Origin of the sequence: Lentzea jiangxiensis (genome assembly GCF_900104175.1) — a bacterium.
GTDB classification, from domain to species: domain Bacteria; phylum Actinomycetota; class Actinomycetes; order Mycobacteriales; family Pseudonocardiaceae; genus Lentzea; species Lentzea jiangxiensis.
Genome location: NZ_FNIX01000003.1, coordinates 621,543 through 641,290 on the forward strand (window position 1 = coordinate 621,543; position 19,748 = coordinate 641,290).

12 protein-coding genes are annotated in these 19,748 nt (G+C 69.9%); 1 reads left to right on the top strand and 11 read right to left on the bottom strand.

The genetic code is table 11. From position 1 onward, the window contains the following. Nucleotides 1-477: 477 nt before the first annotated feature. Nucleotides 478-1,233, bottom strand: a complete 756-nt coding sequence (locus BLQ91_RS13705) for an HpcH/HpaI aldolase family protein (protein ID WP_245733396.1) — start codon at nt 1,231-1,233, stop codon at nt 478-480. Next, complete coding sequence (locus tag BLQ91_RS13710) at nt 1,230-2,399, bottom strand: M24 family metallopeptidase (RefSeq protein WP_090097158.1); 1,170 nt, start codon at nt 2,397-2,399, stop codon at nt 1,230-1,232. Before BLQ91_RS13710 ends, BLQ91_RS13705 begins: the two co-directional genes overlap by 4 nt. Nucleotides 2,400-2,491: 92 nt before the next feature. On the opposite strand from BLQ91_RS13710, the gene BLQ91_RS13715 reads away from it, so the two are divergent. After that, a complete protein-coding gene (locus tag BLQ91_RS13715) occupies nt 2,492-3,304 on the top strand; it encodes an SDR family NAD(P)-dependent oxidoreductase (protein WP_090097159.1) in 813 nt (270 codons plus the stop codon). Between the two features lie 18 nt (nt 3,305-3,322). On the opposite strand, the gene BLQ91_RS13720 is transcribed toward BLQ91_RS13715, so the two are convergent. The 9 genes from BLQ91_RS13720 to BLQ91_RS13755 form a co-directional block, all read right to left on the bottom strand. Beyond that, a complete protein-coding gene (locus BLQ91_RS13720) occupies nt 3,323-4,549 on the bottom strand; it encodes a sedoheptulose 7-phosphate cyclase (RefSeq protein WP_425412478.1) in 1,227 nt (408 codons plus the stop codon). A 206-nt stretch (nt 4,550-4,755) separates the two neighbouring features. Then, a complete protein-coding gene (locus BLQ91_RS13725) occupies nt 4,756-5,670 on the bottom strand; it encodes an ATP-grasp domain-containing protein (protein WP_245733398.1) in 915 nt (304 codons plus the stop codon). 131 nt (nt 5,671-5,801) lie between these two features. Further along, nucleotides 5,802-5,942, bottom strand: coding sequence for a hypothetical protein (locus BLQ91_RS41295; RefSeq protein WP_176959729.1), 141 nt, complete (start codon nt 5,940-5,942; stop codon nt 5,802-5,804). Between the two features lie 180 nt (nt 5,943-6,122). Then, nucleotides 6,123-7,340: a salicylate synthase gene (locus BLQ91_RS13730; protein WP_245733399.1), complete on the bottom strand. Its 1,218-nt coding sequence runs from the start codon at nt 7,338-7,340 to the stop codon at nt 6,123-6,125. Nucleotides 7,341-7,457: 117 nt separating this feature from the next. Next, nucleotides 7,458-8,711 (bottom strand): cytochrome P450, encoded by a 1,254-nt coding sequence (locus BLQ91_RS13735; RefSeq protein ID WP_245733400.1) that lies wholly within the window; start codon nt 8,709-8,711, stop codon nt 7,458-7,460. 62 nt (nt 8,712-8,773) lie between these two features. Next, nucleotides 8,774-10,738, bottom strand: coding sequence for an oxidoreductase (locus BLQ91_RS13740; RefSeq protein WP_245733401.1), 1,965 nt, complete (start codon nt 10,736-10,738; stop codon nt 8,774-8,776). Further along, nucleotides 10,735-11,700 (bottom strand): thioesterase domain-containing protein, encoded by a 966-nt coding sequence (locus BLQ91_RS13745; RefSeq protein ID WP_090097163.1) that lies wholly within the window; start codon nt 11,698-11,700, stop codon nt 10,735-10,737. The genes BLQ91_RS13740 and BLQ91_RS13745 overlap by 4 nt, the downstream gene beginning before the upstream one ends. A 24-nt stretch (nt 11,701-11,724) precedes the next feature. After that, the gene (locus BLQ91_RS13750; RefSeq protein ID WP_176959730.1) at nt 11,725-15,030 is read right to left on the bottom strand and encodes a non-ribosomal peptide synthetase; all 3,306 of its coding nucleotides are present in this window, start codon (nt 15,028-15,030) and stop codon (nt 11,725-11,727) included. Between the two features lie 5 nt (nt 15,031-15,035). Next, nucleotides 15,036-19,610, bottom strand: coding sequence for a type I polyketide synthase (locus tag BLQ91_RS13755; RefSeq protein WP_090097164.1), 4,575 nt, complete (start codon nt 19,608-19,610; stop codon nt 15,036-15,038). Nucleotides 19,611-19,748 lie beyond the last annotated feature (138 nt).

Sequence of the window (19,748 nt, forward strand, 5' to 3'; positions counted from 1 at the left end):
GGTACGGTGACAACGCGCTCACCGTACGCACAAACCCGAGGCGGCGTCGAGAGGGTGGTGAAACTTTCTCACCTACGTAACCTGACGAATGGACCCGGATGGCGGGGCGCCTTACTCCAGTTCGTGGCTAGCGCGATGTGCTATGGCCGCAGGAGCACTTCCGTGACGTCCGCCCGGACAGACACCGCCCGCTCACCACGATCAGCGGACACCTCCGCGCGGCCGGAGCCGATCCACACCAACCGAGCGCTTGGCAGGGTGCGGACCGACTCGACGACCGGTCCGCCCGCCGCGAACCCGTCGAGTGCGAACCAGCCGTCCACAGTGGACTTCGGAAGCGAAGCCGCAGTCAGTTCCCGCAGGGGTGAGCACACCGGGTTCGACAGCAAGCCCTCTTGTGGCGCGAGGCCGCTTTCCTGACGCCGAGCGTCGGGAAAGCGGCCTCGTCTGCGGGACCGGACGCATCCGCTCCGTCCGTTACCGGCGCACGCTGCTCACGATGGCGCGCAAACCGTCCACCACCACGGTGTTGAAGTTGAAGAGGAGGACGCTGGCGCCTCGTTCTCGCCACTCCCCGGCCTTGCCGGGCTGATCCACCAAGGCGCACAGCGCGCACTGCGGCGCCGAGACCACCGCCTCGACTATCCGGTCGACGGCCGCCCGGTAGTCCGCATGGCCGAAGTTCCCCGGCACGCCCAGGGAGAGCGACAGGTCGGTGGGGCCGATCCACACGGCGTCGACGCCGTCGGTCGCGGCGATCGCGTCGCAGTTCCGGACGGAGTCCCGGTCCTCGGCCTGGACCACGACCACCGTCTCGCGTGCGGCCTCGGCCAGGTGCTCTTCCAGGGTGCGGGTGCCGTGCCGTCCCGCCCGGGTGCTCACCGCGAGACTGCGAATTCCCCGGGGCGGGTAGTGCGCGGCGCGGACCGCGGCTTCGGCGTCCGCGGCGTCCGACACGTGGGGCACGACGATTCCCGCCGCGCCGGCGTCGAGTGCGTGCAGCGCGGCGGCGGGATCGTTCCCGGCGAGACGCACCAGCACCGGGATGCCGGCGGCTTCGCCCGCCCTGACGTGGTGCTCCACCTCGACGGTCTCGGCGGGCGCGTGTTCGGTGTCGAGCAGCACGAAGTCGAAACCCAGGTGCCCGGCCAGCTCCACCGCGGAGTGGGCGGGGACCTTGAGGATCAGGCCGAGCAGCGGATCGCCGCCGGCCATGCGGGATCGCAAGCTCACCGGCCGCCACCCGGCAGCGGCCGGTTCCACCCGCGCGCCTCGTCTCCGGGCGCTTCCCACCCGTCCTCCGTGACGATCAGGGTGTCCTCCAGCTTGACGATGCCGACCTCGGGGTTGGACAGCGTCGTCTCCAGGGACAGGACCATCCCCACCTCGAGCGGGGCTTCCGCGTGGTCCGCGGGGTAGGGCACCGGACCGGTACCGGTCAACCGGGGGACCTCGTGCGTGATGAGGCCCATGCCGTGGGCGACGAAGAACATCTCGTCCGCGTGAGGACACGCGGCCAGCGCCTTGTCGGCCAGGTCGAAGACGTCCCCGCCGCGCCGGCCGGGCGTCACCGCGGCGCGCACGCTCTGCTGCACCGACTCGACCTCGGCGAGCAGGTCGTTCATCAAGCCGGTGGGCTCACCCGCCACCGCCATGCGCGCCAGGTCGCCGATGTACCCCTGGTACATCCCGCCGGAGTCGAGTGAGAGCGCTTCCCCTTCCCGCCACACCCTGGACGAGGGCGCGCGGTTGAACTCGCTGCCGCACGACACCAGGCAGTAGTCGAAGACCAGTCCCCGATCGGTCTGCTCGCGACGGAACCGCTCGACCACGTCGATCTTGGTGTCGCCGGGCCGCGAAGCGGCGAAGGTGGCCGCCATGGAGTCGATGATCCCCACGGAGGCGGTTCGCACCAACTCGAGCTCTTCGGGGGTCTTGATCGCCCGGATGGCTTCGAGGACCGGATGAGCTTCGACCAACGCCGCCCCCGGCAGCGCGGCGCGCAGCACCTCGGCCGCGTCGAACGGGAGGAAGGCCTTCTCCACCGCGATGACCGCGTTGTCCAGGCCGCGCTCCCGCAGCCCCTCGACGATCGAGTTCGCGGTGTCCACGCTCGACCACGACTGGTTGCGGACGTCGGGGACCCACAGCGGGAAAACGGAGGTTCCCCACTCCTCGTTGCCGCACCCGATGTAGAACGAGTTCTCCGGAGAGCCCTTGACGTACACGAGCGCCGGAAGATATCGGGACACGCCGATCGCGTCGAGGTTGGCGAAGAAGAAGTACCGGTATCCGCCGAGCAGGTGCTGGATGGAAAAACGGGTGGTCGCGATCACCACATCGGCGCCGGCCTTTTCCATCAGCGCGTCCATGCGGCTCTGGTCGAACGGTAGGTCCATGACACTCCTCGAATTTGTTCTGCCGCAACGTGGCCAGGATATGTATAGTGTCGAACGGCTAGTTTCCCATCGGCCCAGAAGCGAGTGCAGACATGGACGAAATCATCGGCGACGCCCAGGCTGCCGCGACCCGTTCAATCTTGGACCGGTTCCGGCTCACCGGCAGATCGGCTCTCGTAACCGGTGCGGGACAAGGCATCGGACGCGCATTCGCGCACGCCCTGGGCGAAGCGGGCGCCCAGGTGGCGGTTGTCGACCTCAGTGCGGAACGCGCGGAGGAGGTCGCCGGCGAATTGCTGGAAAAGGGCGTGAAAGCGATTTCGATCCAGGCCGACGCCGCCGACGAACGTTCCGTCGAGAGCTTCGTGCGCACGACGGTGGAGCAGTTCGGCCGACTCGACATCGCGGTGAACAACGCCGGTATCAATCTCAACTCCGCAGCCGAGGAAACAACGCTCGAAGAGTGGGACATGGTGCACGACCTCAACTTGAGGGGAGTGTTCATCGCCTGCCAGCACGAAGCGAAGGCGATGTTCCCGCACGGGTACGGAAAAATCATCAACACCGCCTCGATGGCGTCGATGATCGTGCCTCACCCCCAGAAGCAGGTCTCGTACAACGTTTCCAAGGGGGCGGTGGTCAGCCTGACCCGGACGTTGGCCGCCGAGTGGGCCGACCGCGGGATCCGGGTGAACTGCATTTCGCCGGGGATCATCCGGACCGCCTTGATCGAGGAGTCCGAGACACTGGCGCCCCTGGTGGACGAATGGGTGTCGAACATCCCGGCCGGACGGCTGGGTGAGGTCAGCGACCTCCAGGGTGCCGTCGTCTACCTGGCCGGCGAGGTCTCCGACTACATGACCGGCCACAACCTCGCGATCGAGGGAGGCCAGACCTTGTGGTAGGCCTCGCCCCGCCGGGCCTCACGCGACCTCCACCGAACTGGTCGTGGCCATCTCCCGCTGGATTTCGATGGCCGCGACCAGTTCCTCGTCCGAGACGTCGTTGACGAAGACGGTGTTCCCGATGCCGACGGGCAGTGGCAGTCGTTGCTGCCCGTCGCGCCGCCGGACTGTCGCGTGCAGCGCGTGCCCGAGGACCTCCGGCGTGTGCAACGGGCTCCAGGTGGGCAGCTCGAGATCGGACATCACCGAGAACACCCGCCGGCACTCGTTCTCGCTCACGAGTCCGCGCCGGTGGGCGAGGACGGTGCTCAGTGCCATGTCGAGGCACACGGCTTCGCCGTGCAGCATCGCGGGAAGGCCGAGCATCTCGACGGCGGGGCTGAAGGTGTGCCCGTAGTCCATGCTGCGTTCCAGCGTTTCTTCCCACAGGTTCGGCTCGAGCTCCTCCAGCATGCCGGTGATCGCGGCTTCGAGGATGGCGGTGGCGGCGTCGGCCCCCTCCGGCGACGTTCCCTGGAAGTTCTCGTCCAGGACCAGCCGGCCGTACCGCTCGAGGAGGCCGAAGAGTGCTTCGTCCTTGATCAGACCGACCTTCAGGATCTCGGCGAGCCCGTTGCTGATGTGCCGGCGGCTCAGCGTCGCGAGGAAGCCGCGGTCGAGCAGGGTGAGCGTCGCCGCCGAATACGTGCCCAGCTGGTTCTTGTGACCGTTGAAGTTCACCCCGGTCTTCACGCCGACCCCGGCGTCGACCAGACCGACCAGGGTCGTCGGCACCCTGATGAACGGCGTTCCGCGCCGGTAGAGGCTGGCGGCGAGACCCACGATGTCCATCACGACACCGCCGCCCACCACGATGACCGGCTCACGCCTGCGATCGATTCCGAAGGCGTCGAGCCGCTCCACGAAGCGCAACACCACGTCGATCTCTTTGCGCACCTCGCCCGCCTGGACCACCATGATCTCGCACGTGACGCCGTGGTGCTCGAAGTACTGTCTCATGGCTGTCCCGTACAGCCTGTCGACGGTTTCGTCCACGACCACGAACCGGCGGTGTGTCCGGTTCCCGTCCGGTCTGCCCGCGTCGAGCAGGTCTGTGCGGTTCGGGTCGAAAACACCCTGGCACAGGCGGACTTCGTAGTTGACCGGCTGCGAAGCCTTGACGTGCCAGGAAGGTTCTTGCGCCCCAGGCGCGACACTCGTTGGCGTGGACGGTTTCCGCAGTGCTGGTGACGCGACGACCTCCAGTGCACTGCCATCTTTCTCATGGCCGGCGGAGATTGGCGAATCGCACATGTTCGCTCTCTTCTTGACGAGTACGATGAGATCAGCTCGACGCCAACCTGAAAACACGCAGGAACAACGGAGAAGTCCCGTTGCGCTGTCGGTGTCGTGAACGAAGGCCTGGCGTGCCCGGCGGACCTGGAAGCCGGCCGCGCGAGGTCATCACCTGATCAAGACCGGATCAGGTCGCTCCGAGCCGCCACGGCGATCAAGGACCGGGCGTAGCGCGCCGCCGCCTCCGGGTGGAGGTGGAAGAACTTGACCGGTGCCACCGATTCGATCTCCAGGAGCAGCAGCCTGCCGGTGACGGGGTGGCGGAGGAAGTCGAGCCGTACCGACACCGGGTGGACCGGAACGGTCTTCAGGTAGGCGTCGTACGCGGTGTGGATGTCGGTGAGGTCGTCGCCGTGTTCGACGTGGCCGGCACGGGCGTTCGGGTGGAACTGCGTTCCGACGCGGCCCGGCGCGAGGATGGCGTCCTTGGTGATCGCGTGGGAGACCTCACCGTCGATCATGATGATTCCGCTTTCCCCCAGCGAATCGATCGTGGAGACGTAGGGCTGGACGCACGCGGTCACGTCGGCTTCCGCGAAGGCCGCGAGCCTGTCGGCCAGGTCCTGCTCCTCGGTGACCCGGGCGGCGCCGAGCGTGCCTCCCGACGAGACGGGCTTGACGACGACGGCGGCCTCTCCGAACTCACGTTCGGCGTTCGCGAGCGCTTCCGCTGCCACAGCACCGATTCGCTCCCCCGGCCGGACCACCGTGGTCGGGATCGTCCTGGCACCGTGCTGCTCGACCAGGGGGAGGTATTCCTTGCTCATACCGCTCACGATGACGGCGTGCGGGTTCGCCAGCCGCACGCCCTGCCGGTGCAGGGAGTCCACCCAGTCCCGGAACTGCGCCAGCTTGAGCCACATGCTCCACGGGGACTGCACGGCGACCACGTCGAACGCGGTCCAGTCGACACCGTCGGAGTCGTCCCAGGCGAGGATCTGCGTCGTGCAGCCCTGTTCCTCCAGGCAGGCTCGCAGGACGGGGGTGTCGCGATCCGACCAGTCGCTGCCGGGAAAGGCGCTGGAGGTCACGAGTGCGATGTTCACGGGATGCCTCTCGGTAGTTCACAGAACAGCCGCGTGCACCACTCCACGAGTCGTCCGCCGACAATTCCCGGAGGTGCGGTCACGATCCAACTGCGACACAGACGATTTCCTGCCGATCAGTCCGTGCCCCGGACGACGCCCGCTGCCGGGTTTTCTTCCTCGTCGTCGAACCAGTCCGGGCGCAGCGGAACGCTGCACAGCGTGGGGAAGTCGTCGAGATCCGGTGCGCCGCCGCGCAACTGCTCCTGAACGCTCATGGTCACTCCTGGTGAAGTCCCCCGCTGGCTCTTCCTGAACGACAGCAGGAATCTATTCCAAACCTGGTGTGACCCAGATCGCCGAGTTCCACGGTGCGGAACGCGGTCTCCCGGCTGGGGAAGGGACCCGGACGATCGGCGGAGCCGTTCCCGGCCCGCCGATCGTTCCGGCGAAGCGACCTACCGCGTGGGCACGAGGAAGCGCGACACGCTGCGCAGCTTCTCCCGGGTCTCCTCCAGCTCCCGTTCCGGAGTGGACTGGGCGACGACGCCCGCGCCTGCCCGCAGCCAGATGTCGCCGTCACGGCGGAACACGCTGCGGAGGATGAGAGCGGCGTCGATGGCGCCGTCCGGTTCGACGGTCAGCACGGCACCGCTGTAGAGACCGCGCGGCTGCGTCTCGGCGCGCCGGATCAGCTCGCAGGCGGATGCCTTGGGGATGCCGGACGCCGTGACCGCCGGGAAGAGAGCGGCGAACGCGTCCCAGCCGGTGCGGTCCGGTGCGAGTGAACCCGAGAGCTGGGAGGCGAGGTGCTGCACGCTGCCGCGTTCCTTCACGCTCATGAACTCCTCGACGCGGACGGTCGACGGCGTGCACACGGTCGACAGCTCGGTCGCCGCCAGGCGCACCGAGATCGCGTGTTCGAAGACCTCCTTGGCGTCGCGGTAGAGCTCGTCGCGCCGTACCCGGTCGGCTTCGTGATCGCCCAGGAAGGCGCGCGTGCCGGCCAGCGGCTGTGTGACCACCTCGCCCCCGGAGCTCACGCTGATCACGATCTCCGGGCTGAACCCGAGCGCCTCCCAGCCCTGCAAGCGCAGCAGGAACGATCGCGCCGGGCTGTTGGCAAGCCGGCCGGTGAGGTACGTCGTGGGCATGTCGATGTCTTCCGGCACCGGCACCACCCGGGAGAGGATCACCTTGTCCAGCGCGCCGGAGCGGATCTCCGCGATGCCCGCCGCGACCGCGGCCCGGTAGTTCTCCGCGTCGTGGCCGTCGACGTCGACCTCGACACGCGCCTCCGCCGGCTCGATCCCACCTGTCAGCACGGCGTCCGCGAGCCGCGACTCCAGCGCGTCCAGGTCCACCGCGGTGAGAGCGCGCAGGAGGACGGTGCCGTTCTGGAAGCGCACTTCACGCCGCGGGATCATCAAGGTGACCGCGTCGGCCTTCGACGCGTCGTCCAGTCCGTACAACGCGTAGGACAGCTCGAAGGTGGCCCAGCCGTAGGCGCGCCAGTTCTCGACGTCGACCTCTGCGAGCCGCGCGGTGATCGCCGACAGCGGTTCGCCGGCCCGCGTGGTCACGGTCGCGTAGGCGCCCTCACCCCAGCAGATCGACCCCTGGTTCTCGTAGAGCACGTTGTCCTCGGCCGATGTCGCCGCGAGCGCGGCGGCCACGCGAAGAGGATCGGCCGGCGATGCGATGTGACGTTCCCAGTACCTCAGTGCAGTTCTCCTTGATCGGGCTGTTCCCGTCACCGGGCAGAAGGACCCGGTCGTGTGCGTGGTGGTGGCTCAGGCGGGGGAAGGGTTGTCCACCCACAGCTGCACCGGGCCGCGGAAGCACGCGTTTTCGTGGTATCGCACGACTTCGTCGGCCGCGAGCCGGAGGTGGGGCAGGCGTGCCGTGAGTTCCTCCAGCATGACCCGCATCTCCAGCCGGGCCAGCGGAGCGCCGAAGCAGGCGTGGATTCCCCTGCCGAAGGTGAGGTGCTGCTGGGAGTTGGACCGGTGGACGTCGAACTGGTCCGGGTCGGGGAACCGCGCCGGGTCGTGGTTCGCGGAACCGATGAGGAGCAGCAGCTTGGCTCCCGCCGGGACGGTGACCCCGCCGATGTCGACCTCCCTGGTGGTGATCTTGCGCCAGGTGTGCAGGCTCGGGTCGAAGCGCAGCCCCTCCTCGACCGCGTTCGGGATCAGCGAGGGGTCGGCGCAGATCTCCTCCCACTGTTCCCGGTGCGCGAGCAGCCGCTGCAGCGTGCTCGACGACGCGTTGGTCGTGGTCTCGTGGCCGGCGAAGCTCACCGCGTGGATGACGTTGACGATCTCCTCGACCGACAGCGCGGCGGGATCCGCGAGGTGCGAGCGGAGCAGGTCGCTGGTGAAGTCGTCCCGCAGGTCCTCCTTGCGCGCGGCGACGAAGTCCGTGCAGTACCGCCAGTACTCGACCATCCTTCCCGCGATCCTGACCTGTTCATCCTTTGTGGACCGGCCCCAGGTGAAGGCCATGCGGTTGAGGGCGAGCGCCTTGAGCGCTTCCGAGTCCGACTCGGGGAAGCCGATCAGGCTGAACACGATCTTGGCGGGCAGTGGCGCCGTCAACTCCCGCACCAGGTCGAACCGCGACCTCGACGCGACAGCGTCGAGCAGTTCGGTGGTGTAGGCCCGGATGACCGGTTCGAGCCCTGCGACCCTCCTGGCGGAGAACGCCTTGACGTTGAAGGCGCGGACCCTGGTGTGCTTGGGCGGGTCGCAGTTGGAGACGGTCGGGGTCGCGTGGAACCCGGCGTCGAGGATCTCCTTCGCCTCCTCCGCGAGCGGGTAGAAGGGGGTCTGCGTGATCGCGCCGGAGAAGCTCTCGTGGTCGGTGAGGATCCGCTTGACGTCCTCGTGCCGGGTGACCGGCCACATGTCGAGCCGCGGCTCGTAGAAGACCGGGGCTTCCTCGCGCAGGGTGGCGAGCGCCGGATACGGGTCGGCGATGTAGCCGGGAGCCAGCGGATCGAATCGCCCCTGCACGGGGCAACGGCCCGTGCTGCTGTTCAACATCTCATCTCCACGGGTTTGACTGGGTGAACCGGAAGCTCAGGGGATCGGCCGCCGAGGTGCCCTCACAGCCGCCTGCCGAGCATCTCGGCCTCCCGGATCGACGTGAGCATGGTTCCCGGCGCGTACGCGTCCCCGATGACGTGGACGGGCACTCCGCTCGCCGACAACGGACCCGACAGCTCGTCGACCGGCTGGCGGGGGGTCGACCAGGTGAACAGGACCACGTCCTCGATCTCGGTGAGCCGCCCGGTGAACACGTTCGCGCAGCGCAGCACGTGGTCCTCGTACAGCAGCGGTTCGGTCGACAACTCGATGCGCACGCCCGCCTCGTGCAGCCTCCGGTGGACGCCCAGGCGGCTCACGTAGGGCACCGCGTCGCCCAGGGACGTCCTGGGCGTCATGAGCACCACCTCGCGGTAGCGCCGCGCCAGGAGGTCGGCGACCGCGTAGGTCCCGGCCGAGTGGTCGAAGTCGAACAGCACCGCTGTGCCCAGCCCTGCTCCGCTGTCGTCGCGGAGCAGGTAGTCCCGCACGCTGACGCCCTCCTCGCCGTGGGCGTCCAGGGTGGGCGGTCGCATCATCCGCGCCCCGGTGGCGAGGACGATGACGTCGGGACCGGTCGCGAGGACCATCTCCTCCGTCACGCGCGCACTCTGCTCGACGCGCACGCCGTTGCGCTCCACCAGCCACCGCTGGTGCTCCAGGGTGGCGGCGATGTCAGCGCGTCCCGGCAACAGCGACTCCACCCGCGCCTTGCCACCGAGGTGCGGTCCGGCCAGCAGGGTCACCCGGTGCCCGTGCCCGGCCGCCGCCGCGGCGGCCTGGAGACCTGCCACACCGGCGCCGACCACGGTGACCTCGCGCTTCGTGGACGCCCCGCGGACCCGGCGAGCGGCTTCACCACCGGTGCCGAGGTCGGGGTTGACCACGCAGGCGATCGTGCGGCCACTGGTGACCTCTCCCCAGCACACGTTGCAGTAGAGGCACGGCCGCACCTCCCGCTCGCGGCCCGCCCGCACCTTGGCCGGGAAGCCGGGATCGGCCACCAGGAGGCGTCCCAGGCCGACCAGGTCACCGATGCCGTCCCGGACGACGGCCTCGGCTTCGGCAGCGGAGGTGACGCGGCCGAACGCCAGGACCGGGAGGGTCACCGCCTCCCTGAGGTCGCGCTGGATCCCGAGGTACGGGCCGGGCGGGTAGTGCATGTCGGGCACGTGGTCGCCGAAGCTGAGCGAGGAGTTGCCCTGGCCGAACGCGAGGTAGTCCGGCGGAGTCTCCCGGCTCACCCGGTTCGCGATGCGGGCCGACTCCTCCGCGGTGATGCCTCCCTCCACCAGTTCGTCGCCCGGCATCTTCAAGCCCAGCAGGAAACCCGACCCGCACACCGACCGGATGCCGGCCAGGACCTCGCGCAGGAACCTGGTCCGCCCGTCCAGGTCGCCGCCGTACTCGTCCTGCCTGGTGTTCGACCACGGCGACAGGAACTGCGTGATCAGGTGACCGTGCGCCGCGTGCACCTCGACGCCGGAGAACCCCGCGCGCTGCAGGACGGCGGCGGAAGCCACGAACGACTCGGCGATCATCCGGACCTCCGACGTGGACATCACGTGCGGAACCGTCCAGCTGTACGGGTCCGGCAGGGGCGATACCCCGATCGAGCTGTTCGACACCGGACCTCGCACCTGCTGCCTGCCCGAGTGCAGGAGCTGACCGACCATCCGGCAGTCGTGTTCCTCGACCGCGGCCGCGAGGCGCTCGAACCCCTCGGCGTTGGCGGGTTCGTACGCCGCGAGACCCGTCTGCGGGGGCACCGAGCTCGGGTGGACGAACAGCGCCTCGGAGACCACCATCGCCGCACCACCGGCGGCGCGCTCGGCGTAGAAGGTGACCGTGCGATCGGTCACCAGTCCCTGACGCGCGTAGTTGTTCATGATCGCCGGGAACACGATCCGGTTCTTCAAACGCGCGTTGCCCACCTCCAGCGGGGAGAACAGGTGCGGATACCGGTCCTGTTCCTCGGCGGTCACGCCAGGGTGCCTTCGCCCGCCGCGGAGACGATCTCGCGCAGTTCGCGGCCGATCTTGCCGATGTCCGGCTCGGCGCCGTCGAACAGCGCGCCGCCGTCGGCGTCCACGAAGATGGTGTTGATCTGGTCGCGGTGGATCGACCGCAGGGGTGCGGCGTAAGGCGACATCGCGTGGATCACGGTCTCCTCCCGGCTGGCCTCGCCGACGGCGAGGATCGTGATGCTGCCGTCGAAGCCGGTCGGGGGGTCGTAGGTGAGCATCGCCGAGAGGTTCGCCTTGTAGATGGCCATCCGGTTGCGGAAGACGTCGAGGTCCATTCCGGACAGCAGATCGTGCTCGTCGACGTAGCGGACGACGAACTCGACCTGTGCTTCTTCGTCGAGCTCGTTCAACTCGTCCCACGGCAGGTCGATCCGCACGGCCAGCAGGCGTTCGATGATGTAGACGTAGTCCATGATCGCCCGCTGCTGCAACGAGGAGCTGTCGACCGGCAGCTCCTTCCAAGGGCGGTTGAAGTTCGGCATCAGGTGCAGGACGAGGCCGGTCCGTTCGCCCTGCTCGTGCAGCTGGCGGGCCGTCTCGTACGCGGGCAGTCCGCCCATGCAGTTCCCCGCGACGTAGTAAGGGCCTTCCGGCTGGACGCGGCGCATCTGGCGGATGCCGTGGGCGGCCAGCTCCTCGACCGTGCGGTAGGGCGACTGCTCACCATCCATGCCGGGGGTCTGCAAGGCGTACACGCCCCAGGCCTCGGGGATGTGCGGCAGGTAGTTGTTCATGTAGCTCACGCTGCCGTCCGTGGCCGGGTAGAGGAACAGGATCGGGGCGCCCTCCCGCAGCACCTTGACGTTCGACCCCTCCAGGGTGAGCAGCCGGTCGTTCCCGATGTTCTTGTTCTCCAGCAGCCGCAGCAGCGCCAGCCGCTTGGTGTCGGACAACTGCTGGAGCCGGTCGGTCGTGTTCACACTGTCTCCTGGTTCGCTGGTTCGTCAGTTGAGGTCGTCGAGCAGGCGGGCGACTTCCTCGTCCGACATCGACTCGAGCTGGTCGAGCGCGGCGCTGATGGCGAGGTCGTCCCCGGCACCGCGGGTGAGGTCGTCGTCGATCCGTGCGGCGAGTGCCGACACCGTGGGGTGCGCGAAGAGGATCTGCAGCTCCACCCGCACGCCGAAGCGCTCCTCGACCTGGAACAGCGCCCTGGTGGCCAGCAGGGAGTGCCCGCCCAGCTCGAAGAAGCCGTCGTGCCTGCCGATCCCGGTCCGGCCGAGGAGGTCGCCGTAGATCTCCGCGACGACCGCCTCGGTCTCGCCGACGGGCGGTTCGTACGCGGTGGCGGCCGGAGCCGACTCCGGGACCATCGACGAAAGCGCCGTGCGGTCGATCTTGCCGTTGGGAGTCATCGGAAGCGTCGTGTGCATGGCGAAACGCTGCGGCACCATGTAAGCGGGGAGGACAGGAGCGAGCAGTTCTCTGAGCTGTTCCGCGGAGACGGTGTCGCCGTCGTGCGCGGCCAGGTGGGCGACGAGCACCCCGTCCGCTGTCAGGGTGACCGCGGCGTCGACGACGGCGGGGTGCCGGCGCAGCGCGTGTTCGACCTCGGCGGCCTCGACGCGGTGACCGCGCACCTTGAGCTGCTGGTCCGTCCTGCCCAGGAAGGTCAGGGTGCCGTCCGCCAGCTCGCGGACCAGGTCACCGGTGCGGTAGACGCGCTCGGGCACCTCCGCCAGGTCCACGAATCGCCGCTCGGTCTCCTCCGGCCGGTTCAGGTAGCCGTTCGCGACGCCCTCGCCCGCGATGCACAGCTCGCCCGGCACTCCGGGTGGCACGAGCAGGCCGCGTCCGTTGACGACGTAGAACCGGGTGTTCTCGATCGGCTCTCCGATGCGCACGGGATCGGACGCGTCGACCTTCCAGCGGGCGGACCAGATCGTCGTCTCGGTCGGACCGTAGAGGTTCCACACCTCCTTGCACCCGGCCAGGAGCTGGTCGGCCAGGTCGCGGCTCATGGCCTCCCCGCCGCACAGCGCGGTGAGCCGGGACAGGCCCTTCCAGCCGGAGTCGAACAGCATCCGCCACGTGGAGGGTGTCGCCTGCATGATGGTGGCACCGCTGGTGTCCAGCAGATCGGCCAGGCGAGCCGGGTCCGTCGCCTCCTCCGCGGTGGCGACGACGACCGCGGCACCGGTGACCAGCGGGAGCAGCAGCTCCAGCAGCGAGATGTCGAACGACAGGCTGGTCACCGCGAGGAACACGTCGTCCTGCCGGATCCCCGGCTTCACCGCCATCGCGTGCAGCAGGTTCAGCAGGTTGTCGTGCCGCACCTCGACACCTTTGGGCCGGCCCGTCGACCCGGACGTGTGCAGCACGTAGGCGGGACTGCCGGAGGCGGGCGGCTCGAGCGGCCCGTCCGGCGTCGCGCCCGGTAGCCCGTCGACCGGCAGCGGCCGGACCCGCTCGGGCAGGCGGGCGGCGACGTCCGATCGCGTGACCGCCAGGGACATGCCGGTGTCCTCGACGATCCAGGCCATCCGCTCCTCGGGCAGATCGGTGGCCAGCGGGACGAAGACCGCGCCCGCGCGGAGCGCCGCCAGCACCGCCACCACCATCTCGGGGCCGCGGTCCAGGAAGATCCCGATTCGCCGGCCACGGCCTCCCGCGGCGTCGATGCGGCAGGCCAACGCCGACACCGCGCTGTCCAGCTCCGCGTAGCTGAGCTCACGGCCGTCGCAGAGGACGGCGACGCGCTCGGGGTCGGCCTCGGCCCACGCCGCCACGAGCCGGTCGACCGTCGTGTCCCGTGCGTGGTCCGACGCGGTGCTGTTGCGCCTGCGGAGGTTTCGGCGCTCCAGCTCGGTCATCGGGGAGACGTCACCGATCGGCAGGTCCGGGGAGCCGATCAGCGACGCGGCGAGGTGCTGCCAGCGACGGGCCATGGCCTCGATCGTCGAGCGCTCGAACAGTGCCGTGTCGTAGTAGAAGCTCCCCAGCAGGTCCCGTTCGTCGATGCCGGGGTGGAAGTGCAGTTCGAGGTCGAACTGGACGCTGCCGGTGTCGAACGGGCGCAGCTCGGCCGTGGCGCCGGGCAGCCTCAGCGGGTGGAACGCGTCCTGGAAGGCGAAGAACGCCTGGAACAGCGGGCTGCGGCTGAGGTCCCGGCTTCCGGCCACCTCGCTCACCAGCTTCTCGTAGGAGTAGTTCTGGTGGTCCCAGGCGTCGGCGCACACGGCGGCGGTCCTGCGCACCAGCTCGCGGAAGCTCAGCTCGGAAGACAGGCCGACGCGCAGCACCAGGGTGCTGACGAAGCACCCGGCGGTCCGCTCGAACCCGGGGTCCAGCCGGTTGGCGTACGGCGTGCCGATCGAGATGTCCTCGCGCTCGGTGGAGTGCCACAGCAGCACGAGGTACACGGCGAGCAGCGTGGCGAACCGGGTTGCCGCTTCCTCCCTGCCGAACTCCGTGAGCCGGGCGGTCAGCTCCGGTCGCAGGACGAAGTCGACCCGCGCGCCCGCGTGGCCGCGCCGGGGCGGGCGCGGGTGGTCCAGCGGCAGCTCCAGCGGAGTGCTTCCCGACAACGCCCCCACCCAGTGGTCCAGGTTCTCGGCTGAGGCGGGGGTGTCGGCGTGTGTGCGCTCCCACTCGGCGTAGTCGGTGTAGTCCAAGCCCGCGACCGCACCGCTCTCGCCGTTGAGGATCTCGGAGATCTCCCGCACGACGAGCCCGGTGGTCCACCCGTCGGCGACCAGGTGGTGCAGGGTCAGCCCCCACACGTGTTCCCGCTCCCCGGTGCGCACGAGCACCGAACGCATCAACGGGCCACGAGCGAGGTCGAACGGCGCGATCAGGGCATCTCGCAGCTCCCGGTCGACCTCCTCGTCAGTGGCACCGAGGAGATCGGCGGTCCTCAGCACGGGGTTCGACGCCGGCTCGATGAACTGGACCGGCACTCCCCCGATCTCCTCGAAGGTCGCCCGCAGGCCGGGGTGACGGCGCCAGACGGTCTCCAGCGCGGTGGCGAGCGCCGGCGCGTCGACCGGCCCCTCGATCCGGTAGGTGACGGTGAACGTGTACGCCACTCCCGTCGGGTCGAGCCTGTCGAGGAACCAGATGCGGTCCTGCACACCGGTCAGCCGACAGGCCGAGCGCCCGCCGAGCAGGTCCAGGAGCTCGGACTTGTGCTCCCCCACCGCATCCCGCTCGGCGGGGCCGAGGGTTCCCGGAGCGGCCCGCAGCCGCAGCCGGTCCCCGGCCGGCGTCAGCTGCACGCCCCGCCCCAGCAGTTCCACCAGTGAGGTCATCGCGTTCACAGCTCCATCCAGTCCATCGATCCCACGACCGTCGCGGCACCGGGCGCCGTCTGGCCGGCGCCGGCCGACGTCCGCACCTCAGCCGCGAGTGCGGAGACCCCGTCCGCACGCAGCACTCGTGAGACCGGGATCTCCACGGCCAGATCGCGCAGCACCAGGTTGCGGAGTTCCATTGCCATCAAGGAGGTCATGCCCAGCTTGCTCAGCTGGACGTCCCGCTGGACCTCGTCCTGCCGCAGGCGCAGCACCCAGGCCACCCGGTTCGCCAGCCGGTCCTCGAAGGCCGCACCGTCGTCGACGCTCCCCGCGGCCTCCTGCGGGGCGGCTTCTTCGGGCTCCGAGAGCGAACCGTCGTCGATCGCGCTCGTCCTGTCGCGTCGAGCGGCACGAACGCGGTCGAGCCAGTACGGTTCGCGCTGCCAGGGATAGGCGGGCAGCGGAACCGTGCGGCCACCGGCGGGCTGCACCTGGTCCCAATCGACCTCGCACCCCGCCGTGTACAGCGCCGCGACGGCTTCCAGCAGGCCCGTCCGCTCACCCCGCTTCCTGTGCGCCTTGGCGATCGTGGTGGCCGTCGCGCCGACCGAGTGCAGCGTCGCGTCGATCGCCGGGCCGAGCACGGAGTGCGGGCTGATCTCCAGGAACACCTGGTGTCCCTGCTCGGCGAGCAGGGCGACGGCCGGCCCGAGCATCACCGGTTCACGCAGGTTCCGCAGCCAGTACGAGGTCCCCAGCTCCTCGCCCGCGCTCATCGCGCCGGTCACGCTGGAGCAGAACGGCACCGAGGTCGCGGCGGGCCAGACCCCGCGCAGCTCGGCGCGCAGTTCGCCGAGCAGCGGCTCCACCTGCCGGCTGTGCCCGGCCACGTCGACGACCATGCGCCGCCCGAACACGTTCGTGCGCTCGAGCTCTCCCAGCACCTCTTCGACCGCCTCGGGACTCCCGGCCAGCAGCGTCGAGGACGGGCTGTTGCTCGCTGCGACCTCGACCTGGCCGTCCCACCGGCTGATGAGCGTCCGCGCCTCCTCGAGGCCGAGCTCGACCAGCGCCATCGCGCCCTGCCCGCGGATCGACGCCAGGAGCGCGCTCCGGCGGCAGATCACGAGTGCGGCGTCCTCGAGGGACAGTGCGCCGGCGGCGTGTGCCGCGGCGATCTCCCCCATGCTCTGCCCCACGACCGCGTCCGGTTCGACGCCCCAGGACCTCCACAGGGCCGTCAGCGCGACCTCCATCGCGAACAGGGCGGGCTGCACCTCCTCGATCAACGGGATGTCCACTTCCCCGTTCTCCCGCCGCAGGTACTCGAGGACGGAGAACCCGCTGATCCGCCGGATGGCCGCGTCGCAGTCCTCGAGCGCGTCCCTGAACACCGGCTCCGTCGCGGCGAGGTCCAGGCCCATCCCCGGCCACGCGGCGCCGTGCCCGGGGAAGACGAACACGACGGACGGTTTCTTCCACGTCGGCGCCAACGGCCGTTCCGCGGCTCCTTCGAGTGCATCGGCGAGTTCGGTCCGCGAAGCACCCACGACGGCCAGGCGTCGCGCGTGCGGAGAGCGACGGGCGGCCGTGTAACCGAGGTCCCCGAGGTCCGCGGCGGTCCGCACGACGTCGGCGAGTGCGGTGGCTGCCTCGGCGAGCGCGGCCGGGGTGTGCGCGGACAGCGGCAGCACCACCGGCTCCCGCTCCTGCCCGTCCAGCGCGTGCGGGCGTTCCGCCGGCTCCCGGCCGGTCCGGGCGTGCGCACGGGCCCAGTTCACGTCCTGCCCCAGGCAGTACAGGCGGCCGAGGGAGTCGAGCAGCACCGAGCGGCTCGGCTCGGCGCGCCGGGAGGACGGCAGCACGTGACCTTCGCGACCGGCCTCCGCCAGGCACTCGGTCACGTCGTGCACGAGGAGCGGGTGCGGGTTCACGTCGATGAAGTCGCGCCGCCCCTCGGCGACGAGCAGCCGCACCACCTCCGCGAAGAGGACCGGCTCGCGCAGGTTGTCGCACCAGTACTCGGCGTCCAGCTCGTCACCGGCCACGTCCTGGCCGGCAACCGTGGAGTAGAAGGGGATGACACCGCGATGGGGACGCACGCCGCTCAGCGCCGATCGCAGCTCGGGCAGCAGCGGATCCATCTGCGGGGAGTGCGACGCGTAGTCCACCTGGATCGGCCGCAGCGTGATCCCCGACCGGGCGAGTTCGGACGAGAGGTCCCGCACGGCATCAGCCGCTCCGGAGATCACCGTCGAGTTCGGACCGCTGCTGACGGCGATCGAGATCTCGTCCGCGCGGCTCGCGATCACCCGGCGGGCCTCCTCGGCCGGCAGCTCGACCACGGCCATCGCGCCCGAGCCGGACGCGGCGCCGTGCACGATCCTGCTGCGGACGCAGACGATCCGCACCGCGTCCTCCAGGCTCAGGCACCCCGCCACGTGGGCTGCCGCGATCTCGCCCAGGCTCTGCCCCACGACGGCACCGGGGTGCACTCCCCAGGAGCGCCACAGAGCGGCGAGGGCGACCTGCACGGCGAAGATCGCCGGCTGCACCAGCCGCAGGTCCTCGAGCCAGGCCGGGTCGTCCGCGAGCACCACGTCCAGGACCGGCACGTCGAGGTGGGAGCGCATCGCGCGGTCGCAACGCCGCAAAGCGGCCAGGAAGGCCGGTTCGAGCACCAGGTCCCTCGCCATGCCGAGCCACTGCGATCCCTGACCGGCGAACAGGAACACCGGGTTGGCTCGATCCGCTTCCACGAGGCCTGTCGCCGTGCCGGGCAGGGGGCGGCCGTCGAGGTGCGCGGTGAGCCGCCTCGCCAGATCGGCGGGGTCCTCCGCGGTGACCGCCAGCCGCTGCTCCTCCCCGACTCCCCGGGCCACGGCAGCGGAACGCAGCGCCGGCATCGTCGCACCGGGTCGCCCGCACGCCTCGAGGAGCTCTGCCGCCGCGGCGCGGAGCCCGTCCTCGTCACGGGACGACAGCGGCACCAGGTGCGCCCCGCCCGCGCCCGCTTCCTGCAGGACCACGTGGCAGTTGGTGCCGCCGAAACCGAAGGCGCTCACCCCGGCGAGCCCGGGACGGTCGTGCCGTGGCCACGGCGTGCGCCGCGAAGCGACCCGCAGCCGCAGGCCGTCGAAGTCGATGTGCGGGTTCGGGTTCTCGAAGTGCAGGCTCGGCGGGATGGAACGGTGGCACAGCGCCAGAACGGTCTTGATGAAGCCCGCCATCCCCGCGGCCGCCTCGAGGTGGCCGATGTTGGTCTTCGCCGAGCCGAGCACCAGTGGGCGGTCGGCCGGGCGGGCCGCCCCGAGCACCGCGCCCAGCGCTCCCGCCTCGATCGGGTCGCCGAGCATCGTCCCGGTGCCGTGCGCCTCGACGTAGTCGACGTGCGCGGGGTCGATCCCGGCGTTGGCGTAGGCGTCTCGCAGGACCTCCACCTGAGCGGCCGGACTGGGTGCGGTCATGCCGTTGCTGAAGCCGTCGTTGTTGATCGCGCTGCCCCGGATGACGCAGTAGACGGGATCGCCGTCGGCCAGTGCGCGGGACAACGGTTTGAGCACCACCACACCGCCGCCCTCACCTCGCACGTACCCGTTCGCCCTGCTGTCGAACGCCTTGCACCGCCCGTCCGGCGCCATAGCGCCGAACCGGTCCATCGCGACCATGCTGTCCAGCGCGAGGATCAGGTTGACCCCGCCGGCCAGGGCGAGCGACGACTCGCCGAGCAGGAGGCTCTGCCGCGCCTGGTGGATGGCGACCAGCGCGGACGAACAGGCGGTGTTCAGCGTGATGGCGGGTCCGCGCAGCCCCAGGAAGTAGGAGATCCTGGCGGGGATGATGCTGAGGTCCTGACCTGTCGCGGTGTGCTGCGTGGTCCCGGCGAGGTCACCCGCGGCCAGCTGGGCGTAGTCGTGCCACATGGCGCCGAAGAAGACGCCGGTCCGGGTGTCCCGGAGGCTGTGGGGCGCTATGCCCGCGTCGTCGAGCGCCTCCCACGACAGCTCCATCGCCAGCCGCTGCTGCGGATCCATCTCGGCCGCTTCACGCGGTGAGATGCCGAAGAACTGCGGGTCGAAACCATCGACCTGCTCCAGAAAACCACCACGCCAGCTGCCGGCGCGGTCGTCCACCGCAGAGGCCTCGACCTGAGCTGTGCCGGCGTGCCAACGCCGCGCCGGCACGCCGCTGGTGGCGTCCACCCCGTTCGACAGCAGCGACCAGTACGCGTCGAGGTCACCTGCGCCCGGGAACCGGCAGGACATGCCGACGACGGCGATGGGGTCGTCGGAGCGGGCGCCGCGCGTGGCCGGAGCGGAAGCCGGGCTCGGCTCCCCCTGCCGTGCGGAGGCGCTCACCGCCTGGGCGAGTGATCTGGCGGTGGGGTTCTCCCACATCATCGTGGGCCGCAGCGTCCTGCCCAGTTCGGTCCCGAGATCGGTCAGCAGGCGGACCATGTGCACCGAGTCGCGGAGGTAGCGGTTGATCCGCTCGTCCACGTCGATGAACTGAGCAGGTGTGCCGGTGAGCTCCGAAAGGCGTTCCACGAGCCACTTTTCGACCGCGGTGGCGGAAAGTTCCAAGTCGGAAGACATCACGTGGTTCCTCAGCTCTCGATGGGTCGCAGACACTTCCCCACGTGATCCACCCTGGAAGTGGATCATGGACCGGTCAACGAACCGTCCCGCGCACCGGAACGCGGCAGCGCGATCGAGCCAGTCATTCCTCCTGAC

Bases quoted from the DNA above. Each gene is read 5' to 3' on its own strand.
- BLQ91_RS13755 (WP_090097164.1), bottom strand. From the start codon at position 19,610: ATGTCTTCCGACTTGGAACTTTCCGCCACCGCGGTCGAAAAGTGGCTC.
- BLQ91_RS13735 (WP_245733400.1), bottom strand. From the start codon at position 8,711: ATGTTGAACAGCAGCACGGGCCGTTGCCCCGTGCAGGGGCGATTCGAT.
- BLQ91_RS13715 (WP_090097159.1), top strand. From the start codon at position 2,492: ATGGACGAAATCATCGGCGACGCCCAGGCTGCCGCGACCCGTTCAATC.
- BLQ91_RS41295 (WP_176959729.1), bottom strand. From the start codon at position 5,942: ATGAGCGTTCAGGAGCAGTTGCGCGGCGGCGCACCGGATCTCGACGAC.
- BLQ91_RS13750 (WP_176959730.1), bottom strand. From the start codon at position 15,030: ATGACCTCACTGGTGGAACTGCTGGGGCGGGGCGTGCAGCTGACGCCG.
- BLQ91_RS13710 (WP_090097158.1), bottom strand. From the start codon at position 2,399: ATGGACCTACCGTTCGACCAGAGCCGCATGGACGCGCTGATGGAAAAG.